This window comes from Notoacmeibacter marinus (assembly GCF_002238045.1).
GTDB classification, from domain to species: Bacteria; Pseudomonadota; Alphaproteobacteria; order Rhizobiales; family Rhizobiaceae; genus Notoacmeibacter; species Notoacmeibacter marinus.
In genome coordinates, this window is record NZ_NBYO01000002.1 from 369,883 (window position 1) to 387,534 (window position 17,652).

Below are 17,652 nucleotides of genomic sequence, written 5' to 3' on the forward strand. Positions count from 1 at the left end.
CATCCGGATTGCCGATGAGCACAACATTGCGAAACGTCCGATCATAAAAAAACACCGCCAAGGGACGTTGGCGGTGTTTTTTTGGATCAACCGGCGCTGGAGGACGCCGGAAGACGATGGATGATGAAATCAGTTGGTGATGAGAGACGTGTCGGCTTGTGCATATCGCGATGTCGAGGCCATCTCGATGTCATCGTCGAATTCGACGGATGCGACGAGTTCGCCAGCAGGGTTGATGTCCCAAGTAATCCAGGCATCTTCCTGAAGTTCATCGACATTGACGGTCACGCATTTCCCAAGAACCAGCGGCGCCGCTGAAGCGTTATCGCGAATGGCATTGCCAATCTGCGCTTCGCACATCTGCTGATTTGCATAGGCGGCCTGGGGTGCTTCGACCTCATTACAGATGGCCATGTCATCCGAGCAAGAAATCAGAAGCATAATAGCTGCAAGTTGTTCCATCATCGTCTCTCCTTGCCCCATCAACGGAGAGTAGGCAGATCGGTTCCCGGCCTAAAAGCGTTTCTTTTCGGTTAAAGAAACCGATGACGCGACGCGTGAAGAATGGGAGGCCGTACAGATTTCCATGAAAAGCTCGCAGATGTGGGCTCTGTGGTCATTTCACAACAGTCAATAATACGTTCCGACTTTGATAGCGCCTCACGAAAAAGTGATCGCTACGTCGTCTCTGGTGAACGCAGTCGACGTAGAGCTGCGCAGATCGTGTTGGGTACGGCGATGGTATCGCTGCGGGAAACGGACTGAGTGAAGTCATAGAGATGGAGACGTCGGTTCTCGTGACTGACGCAAATGACATCTGAACCTCTGGCATCTGAACCAGAAAATAAAAATCTGAAAAAAGTGAAATCGCCATGCAACCAATCGGCGTCCGGCCCGTTTCGAAAGCAGACCGGGACGGCCAGCCCCCACATCCCCGCACCCCAATGGCCCTCTCGGCGATCTCCTTCGTTCCCCTCACGAGGAGAGTTAAACCGGCTCCGCCATCCCCGGCGGGGCCGGTTTTTATTTGGGCCCTGGGCGCATGCGGTCAGGAACCGACATGTGGCTACGCCTATCAGACCTCATAGGAACCCGATGAGGCCGGGCGCGAACCGCCTTTTGAACGCGGGTCTCGGCTGAACGAAAAATCCGGTGCGTCGCCGCACCGGATTTAAGATGTTGTCGCTCGATTTTGCAGTCCACTCAGGCGGCGTGGCTGACCCGGTCGTTGAAAAACAGCGCCTGGCTGATCAGCGCCTTTACCATGGCCGGATTGAATGGCTTGGTCACGAGAAACGCCGGTTCGGGCCGCTCGCCCGTCAAAAGCCGTTCCGGAAACGCCGTAATGAAGATGACCGGCACATCCGCCGTCGTCAGAATTTCATTGACTGCATCGATACCGGACGATCCGTCGGCCAGCTGAATATCGGCTAGAACCATTTTCGGACCTGTCTCTTCGAACAGCTTGACTGCTTCTGTGTGGGTTCGCGCAATCCCTGTCACCTGATGACCGAGATCGCTGACCAATTGCTCGATATCCATCGCGATCAGCGGTTCGTCCTCGATAATCATGATCGAGGTTGCGACCTGGCGGCTGATTTCTTCAGACGCCTGGGCGAGAAGCGTGTTCACTTCCTCCACGCCCTTCTCCAAAATCTCCGCCGTCTCGCGAATTGAGAAATTTTCCACCGAGGTCAGGAGAAAGGCCTGACGCGGCAAGGGCGGGACATTGGCAAGGTTCGCGGCGGCCTTCTGCTCCCAGGCGAAGGGAGACGATGTACGCGGCTCGATCTCCACATTGATCTGGCTGAAAAGTTTGGCGAACAATTTATAAACGGCGACACGGTCGCCGCTGGCATCCGGAAACATGGACACGTCTTCAATAAGCGCTTCGAGGACCGCTGCCACATAGGCGTCCCCTGATGCCTGCGATCCGGTCAAGGCGCGGGCGTAACGGCGCAACAGCGGTAAATGAGCCGCAATGCGTGTGGACAAAGACATTCTTTTAAAACTCCCCTACGAGCCGGCCATAACGCGACAGCACCCCGAATTGTTCCCTGCCGGGCTGGAACTTTTCGACCTCCGCATCATTTAGTGGCAATGCCGGAGGGGCCGCGGACTGCAAGTATGGCAGCCGCCGGTCTGTAACAAGGGATAGGGATGTTTTTGCAAATGAAAGAGCCGGCTCCAACGGAGCAGAACAGCGATATTTCACAGAAACTGCGCTCACTCTACGAAGCCGTGCAAGAAGAAGCGATTCCAGACAAATTCCTGGATCTTCTGGAGAAATTGGATCAAGCGGAGCAGGCGTCTCGGAGTACGTCCGATGACCACTGATAAGGCAAAGAACAAGACCGGCGCTGAGGAATCCGTTTCGGAAAGTTCCGCCTTCAAGCGCGACTTGCTCGCCACGCTTCCCAGTCTCAGAGCCTTTGCGATTTCGCTGATCGGTCGGCACGACAAGGCCGACGACCTGGTTCAGGAAACCATCATGAAGGCTTGGGCCAAGCAGGAAAGCTTCGAGGCCGGAACGAATATCAAGGCCTGGCTTTTCACGATCCTGCGCAATGAATTCTACAGCCAGATGCGCAAGCGCGGTCGCGAAATTCAGGATAGCGAAGGCACCTATACCGAGAGCCTTTCGACCCATCCGGAGCAGTATGGTTCACTGGATCTGAAGGATTTCCGCAAAGCTCTGGACCAGTTGCCCGCCGATCAGCGCGAAGCAATCATCCTGATTGGCGCTTCCGGCTTCGCTTACGAAGAGGCGGCGGAAATCTGTGGCTGCGCGGTGGGCACGATAAAGAGCCGTGTCAGCCGCGCGCGAACACGCCTTCAGGAGATGCTAGGCGTCGCCGGCGAAGGGGATTACGGGCCGGACGCCGGCAATGCGGCAGTGACATCCCGGGCTTTCATTCACTAAGCGAAGCCAGATAATACGGTCAGGTCTCGAACGGGATGGCTTTTCGAAGCTGTCCCGTTTGCGATCAGGCGTCAGATTGCGAGGGTTGCCAGATGAAGACGATTGCGGTGCTCAATGTCGATGGCGGTACGTTGCGAACCACCGATCTTGACGCATTCTCGGACCATCTGCGTCGCGCGTTCGAAAAGCAGGGCCATGAGATCGAGGTCCGGCGGGTTCGCGGGGCCGAAATTACCGAGGCCCTGCAAAGCGCGGCGGATGAGTGCGAGGTTATGGTGGTGGGCGGCGGGGATGGAACCGTTTCGGCTGCTGCTGGCATCGCCTGGCACCAGGGGCGAGTTTTAGGCGTTCTGCCCGCTGGCACGATGAATTTGTTCGCGCGGTCGCTTGGCCTTCCTCTCGATATCAACGAAGCGGCCACGGCGCTCGCTCAGATGAACATCCGTCCGAGCGATATTGCGGATATGGACGGCAAAACCTTCGTTCATCAGTTTTCCGTTGGCCTTCAGCCACGTATCGTCGCCAAGCGAAGCGAGATCGAATACAATTCCAGGATCGGAAAGATCATCGCTTCGACGCGCGCCGCGCTGGCTGTCTTTTTCCATCCGACCTGGTTCCGCGGGGAACTGACGGTGGACGGCCGCCGGATCAGGCAGGGCCGCTTTGCGGTGATTACCGTGACCAACAATCCATATGGCGAAGGGCACATGCCCTATGCGGACAAGCTGACGACGGGACAGCTCGGTATCTATTGGAGCCGCCCGCTCAGTACGTTCGGGTCGATACGGCTGACGAAGGATCTGCTGTTCGGTTCCTGGAAGCGCAATCAGGATTTCCGGGAAGAGGCCGGGGATAGGGTCAAGCTGCGTTTCAAGGGCAAGCTCCATCATGTGAGCGCTTCACTCGACGGTGAATTGCTGGAACCGAACAACCCGACCGTGGTGACCATCCATCCGGGCGAACTCAGGGCGATTTTTTGCCCGCAGAGCGAAGCAGCCGATGCCAGCGACAAGGGTAGCGCTACCGCTGCCTGAGATCGATCTCTTCTAACTGACGAAAAAAAGGGCGCGGTTTCGTCACCGCGCCCCCATGATTTCTGCCAGTATATTAAGTGGCTCAGTTCTGTTCGCGGCTTTCCGCCGGTTCCAACTGACCCGTTGTTCCGCCAGGCGCCGTTTCCAGCGTCTCGCCATCGGTAGCCGCATCCGGTGCAATAGCGGGCTCTTCGATGGTTGGTGACGGCGGCTTGTCGTCAAGCGTCTGGTCTTTCAGATCGTTATCATCGGAAACATTGGCGTTCTCGGAGGCGACCGGGCTGCCATCGTCCGGAGAGATCGTTTCTCCGTAGATTCCCACGAAAAACCATGCGACAAGAGCCAGCGCGATACTGATAACCATGACAATCAGTATCGGACGTCCTCGTCGACCCTGACGTGCTTCGGTCGGTGTCATCTTTTCAGACATCATAATCCTCAATAACCAATAATCTCTCCGCCACCGGGATGCTTAACGATCCCGGCGGAACGGTCCCATTTCGAAATAGCGCGCAGCAAGAAAAGCGCTACCCGCAGCAGCGGTCAGCCCCAATAGAATACGTGACTTGACGATGACCGGCACGAGCGGAACGGCTGCCCCCACCATCGCCGACTGACGCGCAGCGCGCTGGGCCTTGCGCCGTCGGCGAGCGGACGCGTTCATCAGCGAAGCGGTAAGGACCACGATAAGGGCCAGAACGATCAACGCCCCTGCAATGGCGAGTGCCGCTGTTACCGGGCCGTATATCTGCCCGATGTAAACAATGGCCGCTGTCAGGAACGACGCCAGAGCCAGAAGTCCCAGGACACCGGCAATTGCATAAGCAACGCCAAGCCGCTTCGCACGGTCGAGGCGAACACTGAGCTCTTCGGTCGAAAGGCTGGCGAGAAGAGCAAGGAAAGATCCCATGGGCCGGTCAGCTCCGCCAGATCACACCAACGAGAAAGCCGACACCCGCCGCAATGCCGAGAGCCTGCAACGGGTTTTCCCGAACCCGCTCTTTGATCTCTTCTTCTTTGACCCGCAATTGATCGGAAATCTCGTCACGTTTGCCGTATGCACGGCCCTGCAGGTCACGAGCCGTTGCAGCACCAACCGATTTCAGCGTCTCAGTCAGTGAAGCGACGTCGGCGCGAAGCTGCGCAATTTCTTTTTCGACATCGCCAGTCGTCGCGGGCGCGTGTGCGGGCTTCTTGGTGGTCGATGAGGTCGAGCCGCCAGTCGTGTTGGCCATGGAAACAGTCTCCTTCTTTTTTTCCCATTGGTGAACGGAGAGGCGAGCGCTGGGGTTCCCGCCATTCTCTTTGATAGCAAGGAAAGAGCCGGCCACGAATGGCCGGCTCTCCCAATCCACATTGTTTGGTCGAAACCGAACTTACTTCAGAACGACGCTGTCGGGATTGGCTTCATATTCTTCCTGCGAATATTCGGCCTGCTGGTCGAGCTGCTCCTCGGTGAACTTGGTGAAGATCGCATAGTCGTCCGACTCGGCCTGCTTCATCAATTCGATTGCATCGGGAGAAATGGCGACCGGCTTTTCGCCAATACCCAGGAAGCCACCGACGTCGATGATGTAGGCTTCGATGGACTTGTCATCGCCAAGGATCACATCGCCGATTTCGCCGAGATTTTCCTCACTCTGGCCATAGACCGTCGTGCCGATCAACTGCTCGACGGACACCGATTCCATGTCGGCCGGCTGCATGCTTTCACGAAGGCTTGGCTGCTCAGCCATGGCCTGCTGTTCGGTTGCTGCAGGCTCGCCATCGGCGGGAACAACCGGGACGGTCGCATCCTGGCCCTGCTCGGCCATTTGCTCACCCTCCTGCTCGACTTCGGCAGCCGCCTCTTCGGTTTCCTGCTCGGCTTCGTTCGCCGTCGCATCGGCAGCCTGCTCAGTCTCGGTTGCGGCAGTCTCGGCAGCCTGCTCGGTTTCCATCGCCGCGGTCTCAGCAGCCTGCTCAGTTTCCTGACCGGCTTCCTCAGCCATCGGCTCAGCTTCTTCCGCACCTTCAGCGGCCTCGCCTTCGGCTTCGGTCATTGCTGCTTCCGGCTGTTCCGGCGCCAGCATATCGGCATCGAACTCGGCCATCTGATTCAGCTCTTCGCTTGTAGCGTCGGAGACGATCCACTGCTCCCCGTCTTTCATCTCCATGCTGAGGCGATCGAACGGTAGCGCGACTGATTTGTCACCGATACCAAGGAAGCCGCCAACCGATACGACGACGGCGTCGACTTTGCCGCTCTTGTCCAGAACAACATCCTCCACATCGCCAATGGCTTCGGCATCGTCATTCGTGGATGTGTAGACAGTCTTGCCAATGAAGGTCGAGGCAAGCATGTCTTCTTCATTGATGTCGGAGCTCATGGAGTCGGAAGACGCTTCCATCGTCGTCGTGGAAGAGGCCTCCATCTCCTTGGCCTTGTCCTGTTCGGTAGCGTCCTGAGCCATCACCGGAGCGGTCATGAGCGCGGCAATAGCGGTGGTTGCAAACATCTTGCGAAGCATAAATACCTCCTAATTTCAATGCGGTCGTCGGGGCATGCGATCCGCCCCTTCGGTTTTGAATATGGAATAATCGACCGTTGCCCTGATAACGTAAGACCCAATTCAAGGTTCCAAGGCAGAACGATTTCAACCAGAATAAATTCCACCGGCGCGGTGCGGCCTGTTCAGCGGCATCGCGATATGTGCGTGGACCCCGGCTGGCGTCTGCTCAACATCAACGGTCGCGCCGATTACCTTGTCCAGACTACGCTTGATGAGGAGCAGTCCAAAGCCGGTCTCTTCCAGGCAAGCCACTGCCGCGCTACTTTCGCGCCAATCGATGCAGATCGTCTCGGCTTCTTCGTGGTCGGGCCGCCGAACGATATCTGTCTGAACGGCGACCGAGCCCTCACCGTCGGCGAGCGCCCCGTGACGCAGAGCATTCGTGGTCAGTTCATGAACGATCAGGGCGAGGCCAACGGACTCTTCCGCACCGATCGTGGCTGAATTGCCGGAAATGGCGACCCTGTGCCGTTTCTCGCCGAGGAGTGGATCCATCTGTTGGTGCAACAGTTCATGGACCTCGACCGCGTCCCAATCCTGCTCCGTCAGAAGGTGATGGGCGTTGGACAGCGCCTGAAGCCGCCCCGAAAATGCGGCGTTGAACTCTTCGGCGCTGGCGGACCTGCGCATGGTCTGTCCGGCGAGGCTCTGCAGCATGGCCAGCGTGTTGCGCACCCGGTGATTTAGTTCACGCAGGAGCTGACGCCGTTTTTCATCGGCCAATTGCCGATCGGTTACGTCGATGGCAACACCGTAAACGATCTGTTGATTCGGGGCCTGATCGGGCAGATCCAGAACCCGACCGAAAAGGCTGACCGTTCGCTCGTTCAGCAAGGGCGCTTCGACGGAGAATTCTCTGTCGTCGTCCAGGCTGTTGGCGATGGATTTAATCAACGCGCTCCGATGCGCAGGCTTCATCGCAGTTTCAACATCTGCGATGGCTAGGTCAGTGTCTTCGCCGACATCCAGCATGCGGCGAAACAGCCGATCCGCTTCCACCGTGTTGGTCTCCCGGTTCCAGGTCCAGGTCGCAACCCGAGCTGCGCGCAGCGCCAGATCGTGGCGACGCTGGCTACGCACCAGATTGAGCGTCATCTGTGCGGCACGCAACTCCGCTTCCTTGCTGGCGATCAGGGCGCTCGCAACCTGCGAAAGTCGCTCCATGATCGCCCCGATGCGATGGGGCTGCTCCTCTCGCGGTGCACGGTCTGCGACGCACAGCGTTCCCACCAGTTCGCCTTCGATCAAAACCGGAAAACCGGCGTAGAACCGCAGATTGAGCGTACGGTTGAGCAATGGACTGTCCTGGAAGCGGTGGTCCTTCGCAAGGTCGGGAATGATAAGGGGCCCGATCTCATCGTCACCCATCCCATGCACGAAGATGGACTGCTCGATCGGCACATTCTGGCAGTCCATGCCGTAGCAGCCGACCAACCTTTGATGATCGGCGTGAATGAACGAGAAGAAGCCGTAACAGGTATTCAGCGCCAGTGCGGCCGCCTCGCAAAGGGCGGCCAGATCGGAATCATCGTTGCGAATTGCGGGGGTGCGGCGGCTGACAACATCGAGCCGCATCGTGTCGTTCAAGCGATCGATCACCCGCGCTGACAAGGGTTGCATGACTACGCTGTACTCCTTTGGGCCGGCGGCGGCCCAATGTTTCACTCGCCTTCGAATGAAAGGACCAGGCTATCGGCGCAGACCGCGAACCGAACGAACCGCAATGACCGCCGAAGAGCGGTGCGGCTGGAGTCGTGATAAAGGCAAGCCGAACGTGTCCTTTCATGAAACACTAGGCTGCAATGTACGGATGCGAAAATCGTTCCGTTGCCATTTGCCCAGTCGCTTTGCTTCTGACGCGTTGTTCGACAATTATTCCTCCTCACATCCGGGGCAAACCCGTCGCGGAAAAGCCGCCTGCCTTGCAGATTCCCCTGTGGCCGTTCTGCAATTCGTTCGCCGGATGGCCGACATGTCCTATTTCGCTGCGCAAAGAGACACGAGCACGAATGGAAGTTGCGTGAGATCGACCAGACGAAAGGTTCTCCTGGCTGGAGCAGGAGCGGTGCTGGCCGGCGCCTTCGGGTGGGGCGCAGCGCGGCCCAACCCTTATTATGACGGTCCACAATCCGACCATTTCGACGGCGAGCGCTTCTTCAATCCGGGAAGCCCGATGCGGACGAACCTGATCGATTTCATCCAGATGCGACTGACCAATGAAAGCGCGGAGTGGCCACAGTCTTTTCCATCCGGTGAAAAGGATCGCCCACCTCCCCGAGTGGGCGGCAGGGACCTGCGCGTATCGTTCGTCGGTCATGCCACGTTCCTGATCCAGCTCGCCGGGTTGAACATCCTGACTGACCCGGTCTTGTCCGAGCGGGCTTCGCCGATTTCATATACTGGCCCGAAGCGGGTGAACGATCCGGGAATCGCATTTGACGATCTGCCCAAGATCGATGTGGTTCTGCTCTCGCACAATCACTACGATCACATGGACGAAACCACGATCAAACGTCTGGTCGCGCGTGACCGTCCCCGATTCATTGTACCGCTCGGCAATGACACCATCCTGCGCGCATTCGCCACGGATATCGATGTTTCCGCTTTCGATTGGGGCGACGAAACGGACGTATCGCCTGACGTCGCCATTCGGCTTCATCAGGCGCATCACTGGTCGGCGCGCGGCGTAAGAGACCGGCGAATGGCGTTATGGGCCGCGTTCTCGCTGCGGACGCCGGCTGGCAATATCTACTTCGCCGGGGATACCGGTTATGCCGATGGCAGCCACTTCCGCGCGGCGCGTGATGGAGCCGGTCCGTTCCGGCTCGCCCTGCTACCCATCGGCGCCTATGATCCGCGCTGGTTCATGTCTTACTCCCATCAGGACCCGGAAGAAGCGGTGGCCGCTTTTGGTGATCTCGAAGCCGAGAACGCCATCGCTTATCATTGGGGAACGTTCAAACTGACGGGCGAGCCGATCGATGAACCTCCTGCCCTGCTTGCCGAAGCCCTGCAGGCCCGCGACATCGATCCGAAGCGTTTTGTGGCGCCGCGACCCGGGGAAACATGGAAAGCATCCTGACAGTGACTGGCACCTTTCGAAGAGTGCCGGTATAGTTCCTTACTTTATGTGCCCTGATACGGTTGCCCTATGCCCCTTCCCAAACTGAGTGCAGATACACCGGCGGATGTGCAGTCCGATTACTTGAAAAACGCGAGGCGTGCGGCGGACTTTCTCAAGGCGCTCTCGCATGAATCGCGCCTTATCATTCTGTGTATTCTGTCGCAGGGTGAGAAGTCCGTTTCGGAACTCGAAACGATCCTCAATATGCCTCAGGCGGCTGTCAGCCAGCAATTGGCGCGATTGCGCGCCGACGATCTGGTGGATACGCGCCGCGATGGAAGAATGATCTACTATTCGATTGCCGACCCGCAGACGTCGACTTTGATCGAGCTCATCTACAACATGTTCTGCGAAGACAACACCGCGCTGGGGGCGGCGTAGTAGCAGCCTCGGTTTTCAGACCACGGCAGGGCGACAGCAGGCGACACAAGACCGCCTACTGTCATTCGTTTCACTTGTTCTTGAAGCTCGGCTGACGCTTTTCGATGAAGGCGGCCATACCCTCTTTCTGATCCTCGGTCGCAAAAAGCGAATAGAAGAGCCGCTGTTCGAAGAGGAGCCCCTCCGCCAATGTCGTTTCCATGGCCCGATCGACTGCTTCCTTCGCGATCATGACGGCCGGGGCGCTGAAGCCGGCAATCGTCCGGGCCGCCTCCAACGCCGTTTCCATCAGGCTGCCAGCGGGCACGACCCGCGAAACCAGGCCGGAGCGCTCGGCTTCCTCGGCGTCCATCATACGCCCGGTCAGAACCAGATCCATTGCTTTGGCCTTGCCGATGGCGCGCGTCAGACGCTGCGTGCCACCCCAGCCCGGAATGACGCCGAGCCGGATTTCCGGCTGGCCGAACTTGGCTTTCTCGGAAGCGATGATGAAGTCGCACATCATGGCGATCTCGCAGCCACCGCCGAGAGCGAATCCATTGACAGCGGCGATGATCGGTTTGCGCACCCGGGTCAGGCGCGACAGTTCTCCCATCTTGTTGTCCTTGAACATGTCCATGTAGCTGCGTTCGGACATGGCCTTGATGTCGGCCCCGGCGATGAAGGCTTTCTCGCCTCCGCCTGTGATGATCATGGCGCCGATCCTGTCGTCGGCGTCGAATGTCTCGACCGCCTCGACCAATCCGTCGATCACCTCGTCATTGACCGCGTTCAGCGCCTCCGGCCGATTGACCGTGATTATACCGACTTCCCCGTCCGTCCGGGTCTCGACCACTGCCATAAGACTGGAACTCCCTTTTGTTCGTCAGATTTGAACTTCATCGTTAATCGATCGTGCATTGGCCGCAAGGCCGAAACAAAGCTTCATTAAGCGTCAATCGTTGCAAGGGTTTGTCTAAACGTCTCGACGCGAATCGTTCGCACGCTTGTCGAACCCGGCCGGATCGAGACCGCTCCGGTCGGAAAAGCCGACATTGGAGCGGCTGGTAAGGGGGTCGCCTTCGCCTTGGCCCCAGACACGTTTCAAGGCTTCCTCGCTGAGATAGAGATAGGCCGGGTCGAATTGGCCGAGCTTCCAGAGGGCGCTCAGATCATCGATATCGACGGTGCTGTCGCGGAATGTGGCGAGGCCGCGCTCGCGAAGCTCCCGGAGCACGCGGTTGGTGTGAACGACGGTCAGCCCCGAGACATCGGCAAGGTCCGCCTGTGTCAGCCCCAGATCGAAGGAGTTGCCTTTGGAGAGGCCGACGCCCGTCAGGCGCGCATGGCACTCGCAAAAGAAGTGTGCGACGCGTGATACTGCCCGGAGCCGCCCGAGACGCCAGACCCATTTGCGATGGAGCGCCGCATCCAGAAGCGTCGCGAACCACAGCTTGCGCATGATCGAAGGATGTTCGTGCTGCAAGGCTTCCAGATCGGTGTGCCGCATCAGCGCCACCCGCACATCGGTGAGCGTGCCGACATCATGATCGAGCGATTTCAGCGGATAGGCGTGCAGATCGAGAAAATCGCCGGCGAAATGGATGGACAGAAGCTGGCGACGACCGCTGGCGTCATCGAGAAACCGCGAAATGATGCCTTCGACGCAAAGCATCGAAAAATCCAGCGTGTCGCCGTTGCGCACCAGCGTTTGGCGCGCCGGCACCATACGTTCTTCCAGAATCCGCCCTGACAGGATTTCGGTTTCGTCTTCCGTCAACTGTCCGTGGTCACGACCATTCAGAAGGTAGGGTCCAACCCCGGCGAGGGCGATATCCTCGTTGCACGCATCGGCATCTTTGCCGCCATCGACCTGGGCCGACATATCCATTCCCCTCATATTTTTATCGGTCGTCCCGGTCCGATGCGCGAACTATTCCATAAATCGATGAAATGGTGAACAGGCCCATGACCGTGACCGATTGTGAGCGTGTCGGCCCCTTCGATCGCGCGGACCAGCCAGCTATGAGCGGTGGCCACGGCCCGCCGCGGCGCGGCGCCCTTGGCCATTTCAGCAGCTATAGCTGATGAGAACGTGCAGCCGGTTCCATGAGTATTCGCGGTGTCCAGCCGTTTCGATACGAAGGCCTCGCTGCCACCGGCGTCGATTAGAAGATCGGTACAGGTCGGCCCGGTTCCATGCCCGCCTTTGACGAGAACGGACTGACAGCCATAAGCCAGAAGCGCTCTACCCTGCTTTTCCATCATATCTTGTTCGGTGGCTTCGCTACCATCCGTCAAGGCCGCCGCTTCCGGCAGATTAGGCGTCAAAATCGTTGCGCGCGGCAGAAGATGTTCGCGTAAAGCGGCGACGGCATCCTCATCGAGCAGACGATCGCCAGACTTGGCGACCATGACGGGATCGAGCACGATCGGCCCATCATACCCGGCGATCGCGCGAGCGACCGCGCGGGTCAGTTCGCTCGTTCCCAGCATCCCGATCTTTATGGCGTGGACGTCAATATCCGACAGGACCGCTTCGATCTGCGCAACGACGATCTCCGGATCGAGAGTCCGGACCGCCGTGACCGCGCGCGTGTTTTGGGCAGTGATCGCGGTAATGGCGGACGCGCCATAGACACCGAGCGCGCTGAACGTCTTCAAATCAGCCTGAATACCTGCGCCGCCACCAGAATCCGATCCGGCGATGGTCAAGGCGGTATGTGTCGGTCCGGTCAATATCGGCCCTTTCGTAACCTATATTAATTTAGCAGTTTTAACATACGCCGCAAGCGGGCGGTTTTCTGCACGGAAAGAGCCGCCGGACAAAATCCGGCGGCTCTCTCGATACTCTTGGAGAACTCTATCAGTTCGGCAGGTCGCCTTCGATCCCTTCGACATAGAAGTTCATGCCGAGAAGGGCGCCATCATCGGCCCGTTCACCCTCGGCGAGGAAGTCCGAGCCGTCCTTCTTCTTGAGCGGTCCGCTGAACGGCTCCAACTCGTCGCTGGTGATCTTCTTTTCCGCCTCTTCCGCATCGGCCTTCACATCGTCAGACATGTTCGTATAGGGCGCCATGCGAACATTGCCTTCGGCAAAGCCGTGCCAGGTATCCGACTGTTCGTAATTGCCGTCGAGCAGCGCTTTGATCCGCTCCACATAATACGGGCCCCAATCGTCGATGATCGACGTCAACTGCGTTTCCGGACCGAAATTGATCATGTCGGAGGCCTGACCGAACGCCTTGATGCCCCGCTCGGCTGCAACCTGCATCGGCGCCGTGGAATCGGTGTGCTGGGTAATGATGTCGGCACCCTGGTCGATCAGCGCCTTGGCGGCATCGGCTTCCTTGCCCGGATCGAACCAGGTGTTGGCCCAGACCACATTGACCTTCACGTCGGGATTGACGCTCTGCGCACCGATATAGAAGGAGTTGATGCCGCGCACGACTTCGGGGATCGGGAAGGAGGCGATGTAGCCGATCGTGTTGCTCTCGGTCAGCTGTCCGGCGATCACGCCCTGAACGTAGCGGCCTTCGTAGAACTTCGAATTATAGGTCGAGACATTGTCATGCTCGCGCTTGTAGCCCGTCGCATGTTCGAACTTCACGTCCGGAAAGCGGCCTGCGACGGCATTGGTCGCGTCCATATAGCCGAATGAGGTCGTGAAGATGATATTGCAGCCGGACCGTGCGAAGCGTTCGATCGCGCGCTCTGCATCGGCGCCTTCCGGCACGCTTTCCAGAAAGGCCGTCTCGACCTTGTCGCCGAGTTCTTCCTCGACCTGCTTGCGGCCCTGATCGTGCTGGTAAGACCAGCCGAAATCGCCGACCGGGCCGACATAGATGAAGCAGGCTTTCACCTTGTCCATCTGGGCGGATGCGCCGCCGGCTGAGGCGAAGACCATCGCGGCGGACGCCGCAAGAAGCGTTGTAAGTCGTTTCATGAGTTCGGACCTTTCTCTGGATTGCGGATAGGGCTGGACCTAGCGGTCCGGGACAAAGGGCTGACCAAGGCAAGCAGGTGTATTAACCAGCGCCAGGCGGCGGTTCCTGGAGATCAGCACTAGAACGACGACAGTGGCAAGATAGGGAAGAGACGAAAGAAACTGGCTTGGCACGGATTTGAGCGCACCGACAATGCTGTCGAGCGGCGCGGCGAACCCGGCGATAGTCGAAAGGCTCATCGCCTGTATCTGAAGCTGACCGATGGTAATTGCACCGAACAGCCAGGCTCCAACCAGCACGCGAACGGGCCGCCAGGAGGCGAAGACGACGAGCGCTAGCGCGATCCAACCGCGTCCGGCGGTCATCGCCTCCACCCATTGCGGCGTATAGACAAGGCTGAGATATGCGCCGGCAAGGCCGGCACATGCACCACCGAAGGCAACCGCCGCATAGCGGATAGCGATAACGGGCACGCCGAGGGCGTGAGCCGAGACATGGCTGTCGCCGACCGCGCGTACCTTCAGGCCCGGCTTGGTGTGGAACAGGAACCACGCCACCACGACCAGCAGGACGAGTGAGAACCAGAAGATCGGATCGAGCCCGAGAAAAACCGGCCCCATACGCACGCCCGGTTGGCCGACATAGGCTTCGCCGATCTGGCCCGATACGCCGAGTCCGAGCAGCGTCAGCGCCAGGCCTGTCGCGACCTGATTGGAGGCCAGCGTCAGCGTCAGAAACGCAAAGAGCAGCGAGAAGACGGCCCCGACGATCACCGCCGCCAGCGCTCCGATGAGCGGCGATCCTGTCGCAAGCCCGATGCCGAACCCTGTGACGGCGCCCATCGCCATCATGCCCTCGACACCGAGATTCAGAACGCCGGCGCGTTCGGAGACGAGTTCGCCGATGGCTGCCAGAAAGAGCGGCGTCGCGGCGGTGGCGATGGAGATCAGGATGGCTTCAAGCATGGCGTCCCGCCTCCGGCACTGCTCCGGCTGCCGCATCGATGTCGCGCTTTTGCTCCGGACCGACCGTGGCGGCCGGCGTCACGGCCGCCGTCCCACTCACCGACGCGCCCTTTAGCCGGATGCGGTAATTGATAAGCGTGTCGCAACCCAGCACGAAGAAGAGAATCATGCCCTGGAACACCCGTGCGATCTTGTCGGAGACGCCGAGGGTGATCTGCGCTGCCTCTCCGCCGAGATAGGAGAGTGCCAGAACCAGTCCGGCGAGAATGGCGCCGGCAGGGTTCAGGCGGCCGAGAAACGCCACGATGATGGCGGTGAAGCCGTAGCCCGGTGAGATGGTCGGGCGTAATTGCCCAATGGCGCCGGACACCTCGATGATACCTGCAAGGCCAGCAAGCGCGCCGGACAGAAGGAAGGCGAACATGGTCGTCCGGCCCGGTGAAAACCCGCCGAACCGCGCCGCGCGCGGGCTCTGCCCGGTTACCCGCAAGGAAAAGCCGCGGCGCGTGCGCGCCAGCATATACCAGAGCGCCAGCGCGACGATGATCGCGATTCCGAAGCCCCAATGGGCGCGCCCCGACGCATAGTCGATCGCGGGCATTGTCGCTTCGGGCGAAAAGCGCACCGTCTGCGGAAAATTATAACCGGCGGGATCGCGCCAGGGCCCTCGCACCAGCCAGTCCAAAAAGAGTTGCGCCACATAGACCAGCATCAGGCTGGTCAGAATTTCGCTCGTGCCGAACTTTGCCTTGAGAAGGCCCGGAACCGACGCCCATAGGGCGCCGCCCAACATGCCGAGACATAGCATCAGCGGCAGGGTAAGAATGTTGCGGAATTCCGGCATCAGGACCGGCACCAGAGCCCCGGCAATCGCTCCCATGACGAGTTGGCCTTCCGCGCCGATATTCCAGTTACCCGATAGAAACGCGATGCAGAGGCCCGCGCCGATCAGGATCAGCGGCGTTGCCTTGACCGCCAGTTCGTGGAGCGACCAACCCTCTGTCAGCGGCTCGATGAAATAGGCATAGAGCGCGGCGGCGGGGCTTTTCCCGATCGCCAGGAACAGGATCACTCCGGCAATCAGGGTCAGCGCCAGCGCAATGAACGGCGACAGTGTAGCGTAAAGGGCAGACGGATTTGGACGTTTATCCAGCGCGATCATTATATCTGCACCTCGTCCAATTCGGTGTGATCCGGATCGGCGCCGCCCATCAAAAGGCCGATTTTCTCTCGCGTGGCGTCTTCGATCGGGATCGGTTTGGACATGCGTCCATGATGCATGACGGCGATGGCATCGGCGATCTCGAATAGTTCGTCGAGGTCCTGGCTGATCGCCAGCACCGCCCCGCCTCGTCGCGCCACCTCTGCAAGCGCGCCCCGTATTCGTGCGGCAGCGCCAGCATCGACGCCCCAGGTCGGTTGGTTGACGACTATTAGAAGCGGTTCACGATCCAGTTCGCGGCCGACGAGAAATTTTTGCAGATTACCGCCTGAAAGCGCGGAGGCGTGCGGGTCCGGTGCCCCCTTACGCACATCCATGGTGGCGGAGATGTGAGCGGCCACTGTCTTCAGCTTGCCCTTCAGAATATTACCGAGCGTGCCGGTGAAGCTGCCGCTATCGGTGCCGTGACGCGACAGGAAAAGATTGTCCGTGAGAGGCATGGCTGGCGCAGCGCCGTGGCCGAGCCGCTCTTCCGGCACGAACGCTGCCCCAAGAGCGCGGCGCCCCTCGATATCCATCTGACCGGCATCGGTTCCGTCGATCGCAACCATGCCTGCATCGTTTTGGAGAACCTCGCCCGAGACCGCCTCGAAAAGTTCGCCCTGTCCATTGCCGGCGACCCCGGCAATGCCAATAACCATACCGGCTGGCACAGTCAGATCGACATTTTTCAGCGGCACCGCAAAGGGTGACGCTGCCGGCAGGCTCAACCCGTTCAACCGGAGCACGGCCCGGGCGGACGCATGATTGGACGAGGCGGTGCGCGAAAACCCTTCGACCTCCTCGCCGACCATCATCGCGGCGAGGCTGGATGCGGTTTCTTCGCTCGGCGTGCAATGGGTCACGACCTTGCCATGGCGAAGGACGGTCGCCCGATCACACAGCCGGCGCACCTCGTCCAACCGGTGACTAATATAGAGAACGCTGCGCCCCTCGCCCTTCAGCCGCTCCAGCGTCTCGAACAGCTTTTCTGCCTCCTGTGGCGTCAGAACCGAAGTCGGTTCGTCCAGAATGATGAGCTTTGGATCCTGCATCAGGCAGCGAACGATTTCGATTCTCTGCCGCTCGCCCACCGAAAGCTCGCCGACAAGCGCGTCCGGATCGATCGGCAGGCCATAGGTTTCCGAGACCTCCCGCGCCTTTTGCCCGATAGCGCCGTGGCCGGTACCGCCGCCCTCGAAGGCGAGCGCAATGTTTTCGCCCGCCGTCAACGCTTCGAAGAGCGAAAAATGCTGGAACACCATGCCGATGCCGAGAGCCCGGGCCTCGGCTGGCGTGTGGATCGAAACCGGCTGGCCCTCCCAGCGGATGATGCCGGCATCCGGTCGGAGGGAGCCGAACAGCATTTTGACGAAGGTGGATTTGCCAGCGCCGTTCTCGCCGAGAAGCGCATGAATTTCACCGGGCGTGATGACAAGGTCGACCGCATCGTTGGCGACGAGTGTGCCGAAGCGTTTGGTCAGCCCTTCGACAGAGAGCATGGCGGTTTGGTGGTCATTCCCGTTCGAATGCAAGACCGTTCGCT

19 protein-coding genes are annotated in these 17,652 nt (G+C 59.4%); 5 read left to right on the forward strand and 14 right to left on the reverse strand.

Annotated elements, in window-relative coordinates; genetic code table 11:
- Positions 1 to 129 precede the first annotated feature (129 nt).
- Both B7H23_RS09900 and B7H23_RS09905 read right to left on the reverse strand, forming a co-directional pair.
- Positions 130 to 465 carry a hypothetical protein gene (locus tag B7H23_RS09900; RefSeq protein WP_114390811.1) on the reverse strand — a complete coding sequence of 112 codons (336 nt, stop codon included), beginning with the start codon at positions 463 to 465 and terminating at the stop codon, positions 130 to 132.
- 738 nt (positions 466 to 1,203) lie between these two features.
- Positions 1,204 to 2,001 (reverse strand): response regulator, encoded by a 798-nt coding sequence (locus B7H23_RS09905; RefSeq protein WP_094077260.1) that lies wholly within the window; start codon positions 1,999 to 2,001, stop codon positions 1,204 to 1,206.
- Between the two features lie 159 nt (positions 2,002 to 2,160).
- Here B7H23_RS09905 and B7H23_RS16045 point away from each other — a divergent pair, with 159 nt between their 5' ends.
- The 3 genes from B7H23_RS16045 to B7H23_RS09920 all read left to right on the forward strand — a co-directional run bounded on the left by B7H23_RS16045 (position 2,161) and on the right by B7H23_RS09920 (position 3,957).
- Positions 2,161 to 2,337, forward strand: a complete 177-nt coding sequence (locus tag B7H23_RS16045; RefSeq protein ID WP_158215810.1) for a NepR family anti-sigma factor — start codon at positions 2,161 to 2,163, stop codon at positions 2,335 to 2,337.
- On the forward strand, positions 2,327 to 2,923 hold the full coding sequence (locus B7H23_RS09915; RefSeq protein WP_094077261.1) for an RNA polymerase sigma factor: 597 nt from the start codon (positions 2,327 to 2,329) through the stop codon (positions 2,921 to 2,923). Before B7H23_RS16045 ends, B7H23_RS09915 begins: the two co-directional genes overlap by 11 nt.
- Before the next feature lie 92 nt (positions 2,924 to 3,015).
- Positions 3,016 to 3,957 (forward strand): diacylglycerol/lipid kinase family protein, encoded by a 942-nt coding sequence (locus tag B7H23_RS09920; protein WP_158215811.1) that lies wholly within the window; start codon positions 3,016 to 3,018, stop codon positions 3,955 to 3,957.
- A gap of 82 nt (positions 3,958 to 4,039) precedes the next feature.
- Here B7H23_RS09920 and B7H23_RS09925 read toward each other — a convergent pair whose 3' ends face one another.
- The 5 genes from B7H23_RS09925 to B7H23_RS09945 all read right to left on the reverse strand — a co-directional run bounded on the left by B7H23_RS09925 (position 4,040) and on the right by B7H23_RS09945 (position 8,129).
- Complete coding sequence (locus B7H23_RS09925; protein ID WP_143534755.1) at positions 4,040 to 4,321, reverse strand: hypothetical protein; 282 nt, start codon at positions 4,319 to 4,321, stop codon at positions 4,040 to 4,042.
- A 108-nt stretch (positions 4,322 to 4,429) separates the two neighbouring features.
- The gene (locus tag B7H23_RS09930) at positions 4,430 to 4,867 is read right to left on the reverse strand and encodes a hypothetical protein (protein ID WP_094077264.1); all 438 of its coding nucleotides are present in this window, start codon (positions 4,865 to 4,867) and stop codon (positions 4,430 to 4,432) included.
- Between the two features lie 7 nt (positions 4,868 to 4,874).
- Positions 4,875 to 5,288 carry an ElaB/YgaM/YqjD family protein gene (locus B7H23_RS09935; RefSeq protein ID WP_143534756.1) on the reverse strand — a complete coding sequence of 138 codons (414 nt, stop codon included), beginning with the start codon at positions 5,286 to 5,288 and terminating at the stop codon, positions 4,875 to 4,877.
- A 45-nt stretch (positions 5,289 to 5,333) separates the two neighbouring features.
- Complete coding sequence (locus B7H23_RS09940) at positions 5,334 to 6,467, reverse strand: PRC-barrel domain-containing protein (protein ID WP_094077266.1); 1,134 nt, start codon at positions 6,465 to 6,467, stop codon at positions 5,334 to 5,336.
- A gap of 126 nt (positions 6,468 to 6,593) precedes the next feature.
- A complete protein-coding gene (locus B7H23_RS09945) occupies positions 6,594 to 8,129 on the reverse strand; it encodes an HWE histidine kinase domain-containing protein (RefSeq protein WP_094077267.1) in 1,536 nt (511 codons plus the stop codon).
- A gap of 400 nt (positions 8,130 to 8,529) precedes the next feature.
- Between B7H23_RS09945 and B7H23_RS09950 the strand changes: the two genes are divergently transcribed.
- Positions 8,530 to 9,591, forward strand: coding sequence for an MBL fold metallo-hydrolase (locus tag B7H23_RS09950; RefSeq protein WP_240535048.1), 1,062 nt, complete (start codon positions 8,530 to 8,532; stop codon positions 9,589 to 9,591).
- A gap of 69 nt (positions 9,592 to 9,660) precedes the next feature.
- On the forward strand, positions 9,661 to 10,014 hold the full coding sequence (locus B7H23_RS09955) for an ArsR/SmtB family transcription factor (protein ID WP_094077268.1): 354 nt from the start codon (positions 9,661 to 9,663) through the stop codon (positions 10,012 to 10,014).
- A 70-nt stretch (positions 10,015 to 10,084) separates the two neighbouring features.
- Here the strand turns inward: B7H23_RS09955 and B7H23_RS09960 are convergent, their stop codons facing one another.
- The 7 genes from B7H23_RS09960 to B7H23_RS09990 all read right to left on the reverse strand — a co-directional run bounded on the left by B7H23_RS09960 (position 10,085) and on the right by B7H23_RS09990 (position 17,608).
- Positions 10,085 to 10,855 carry an enoyl-CoA hydratase gene (locus tag B7H23_RS09960; RefSeq protein WP_094077269.1) on the reverse strand — a complete coding sequence of 257 codons (771 nt, stop codon included), beginning with the start codon at positions 10,853 to 10,855 and terminating at the stop codon, positions 10,085 to 10,087.
- Between the two features lie 114 nt (positions 10,856 to 10,969).
- Entirely contained in the window at positions 10,970 to 11,878 is a 909-nt protein-coding gene (locus tag B7H23_RS09965) for a Crp/Fnr family transcriptional regulator (RefSeq protein WP_206608888.1), read from the reverse strand.
- Between the two features lie 11 nt (positions 11,879 to 11,889).
- Entirely contained in the window at positions 11,890 to 12,732 is an 843-nt protein-coding gene (thiD, locus tag B7H23_RS09970; protein WP_206608889.1) for a bifunctional hydroxymethylpyrimidine kinase/phosphomethylpyrimidine kinase, read from the reverse strand.
- Positions 12,733 to 12,859: 127 nt separating this feature from the next.
- Complete coding sequence (locus B7H23_RS09975) at positions 12,860 to 13,939, reverse strand: BMP family ABC transporter substrate-binding protein (protein ID WP_094077270.1); 1,080 nt, start codon at positions 13,937 to 13,939, stop codon at positions 12,860 to 12,862.
- Positions 13,940 to 13,978: 39 nt separating this feature from the next.
- A complete protein-coding gene (locus tag B7H23_RS09980; protein ID WP_094077271.1) occupies positions 13,979 to 14,905 on the reverse strand; it encodes an ABC transporter permease in 927 nt (308 codons plus the stop codon).
- Positions 14,898 to 16,070, reverse strand: coding sequence for an ABC transporter permease (locus B7H23_RS09985; RefSeq protein WP_094077272.1), 1,173 nt, complete (start codon positions 16,068 to 16,070; stop codon positions 14,898 to 14,900). Before B7H23_RS09985 ends, B7H23_RS09980 begins: the two co-directional genes overlap by 8 nt.
- Positions 16,067 to 17,608, reverse strand: a complete 1,542-nt coding sequence (locus B7H23_RS09990) for an ABC transporter ATP-binding protein (RefSeq protein WP_094077718.1) — start codon at positions 17,606 to 17,608, stop codon at positions 16,067 to 16,069. Before B7H23_RS09990 ends, B7H23_RS09985 begins: the two co-directional genes overlap by 4 nt.
- Positions 17,609 to 17,652: the final 44 nt, after the last annotated feature.

What these genes read in the sequence shown, in the direction of transcription:
- B7H23_RS09960 (WP_094077269.1), bottom strand. Translation starts at nt 10,855, where the DNA reads ATGGCAGTGGTCGAGACCCGGACGGACGGGGAAGTCGGTATAATCACG.
- B7H23_RS09965 (WP_206608888.1), bottom strand. Translation starts at nt 11,878, where the DNA reads ATGTCGGCCCAGGTCGATGGCGGCAAAGATGCCGATGCGTGCAACGAG.
- B7H23_RS09975 (WP_094077270.1), bottom strand. Translation starts at nt 13,939, where the DNA reads ATGAAACGACTTACAACGCTTCTTGCGGCGTCCGCCGCGATGGTCTTC.
- B7H23_RS09930 (WP_094077264.1), bottom strand. Translation starts at nt 4,867, where the DNA reads ATGGGATCTTTCCTTGCTCTTCTCGCCAGCCTTTCGACCGAAGAGCTC.
- B7H23_RS09920 (WP_158215811.1), top strand. Translation starts at nt 3,016, where the DNA reads ATGAAGACGATTGCGGTGCTCAATGTCGATGGCGGTACGTTGCGAACC.
- B7H23_RS09980 (WP_094077271.1), bottom strand. Translation starts at nt 14,905, where the DNA reads ATGCTTGAAGCCATCCTGATCTCCATCGCCACCGCCGCGACGCCGCTC.
- B7H23_RS09925 (WP_143534755.1), bottom strand. Translation starts at nt 4,321, where the DNA reads ATGGTTATCAGTATCGCGCTGGCTCTTGTCGCATGGTTTTTCGTGGGA.
- B7H23_RS09955 (WP_094077268.1), top strand. Translation starts at nt 9,661, where the DNA reads ATGCCCCTTCCCAAACTGAGTGCAGATACACCGGCGGATGTGCAGTCC.
- B7H23_RS09905 (WP_094077260.1), bottom strand. Translation starts at nt 2,001, where the DNA reads ATGTCTTTGTCCACACGCATTGCGGCTCATTTACCGCTGTTGCGCCGT.
- B7H23_RS09990 (WP_094077718.1), bottom strand. Translation starts at nt 17,608, where the DNA reads ATGCTCTCTGTCGAAGGGCTGACCAAACGCTTCGGCACACTCGTCGCC.
- B7H23_RS09945 (WP_094077267.1), bottom strand. Translation starts at nt 8,129, where the DNA reads ATGCAACCCTTGTCAGCGCGGGTGATCGATCGCTTGAACGACACGATG.
- B7H23_RS09900 (WP_114390811.1), bottom strand. Translation starts at nt 465, where the DNA reads ATGATGGAACAACTTGCAGCTATTATGCTTCTGATTTCTTGCTCGGAT.
- B7H23_RS09915 (WP_094077261.1), top strand. Translation starts at nt 2,327, where the DNA reads ATGACCACTGATAAGGCAAAGAACAAGACCGGCGCTGAGGAATCCGTT.
- B7H23_RS16045 (WP_158215810.1), top strand. Translation starts at nt 2,161, where the DNA reads ATGTTTTTGCAAATGAAAGAGCCGGCTCCAACGGAGCAGAACAGCGAT.
- B7H23_RS09940 (WP_094077266.1), bottom strand. Translation starts at nt 6,467, where the DNA reads ATGCTTCGCAAGATGTTTGCAACCACCGCTATTGCCGCGCTCATGACC.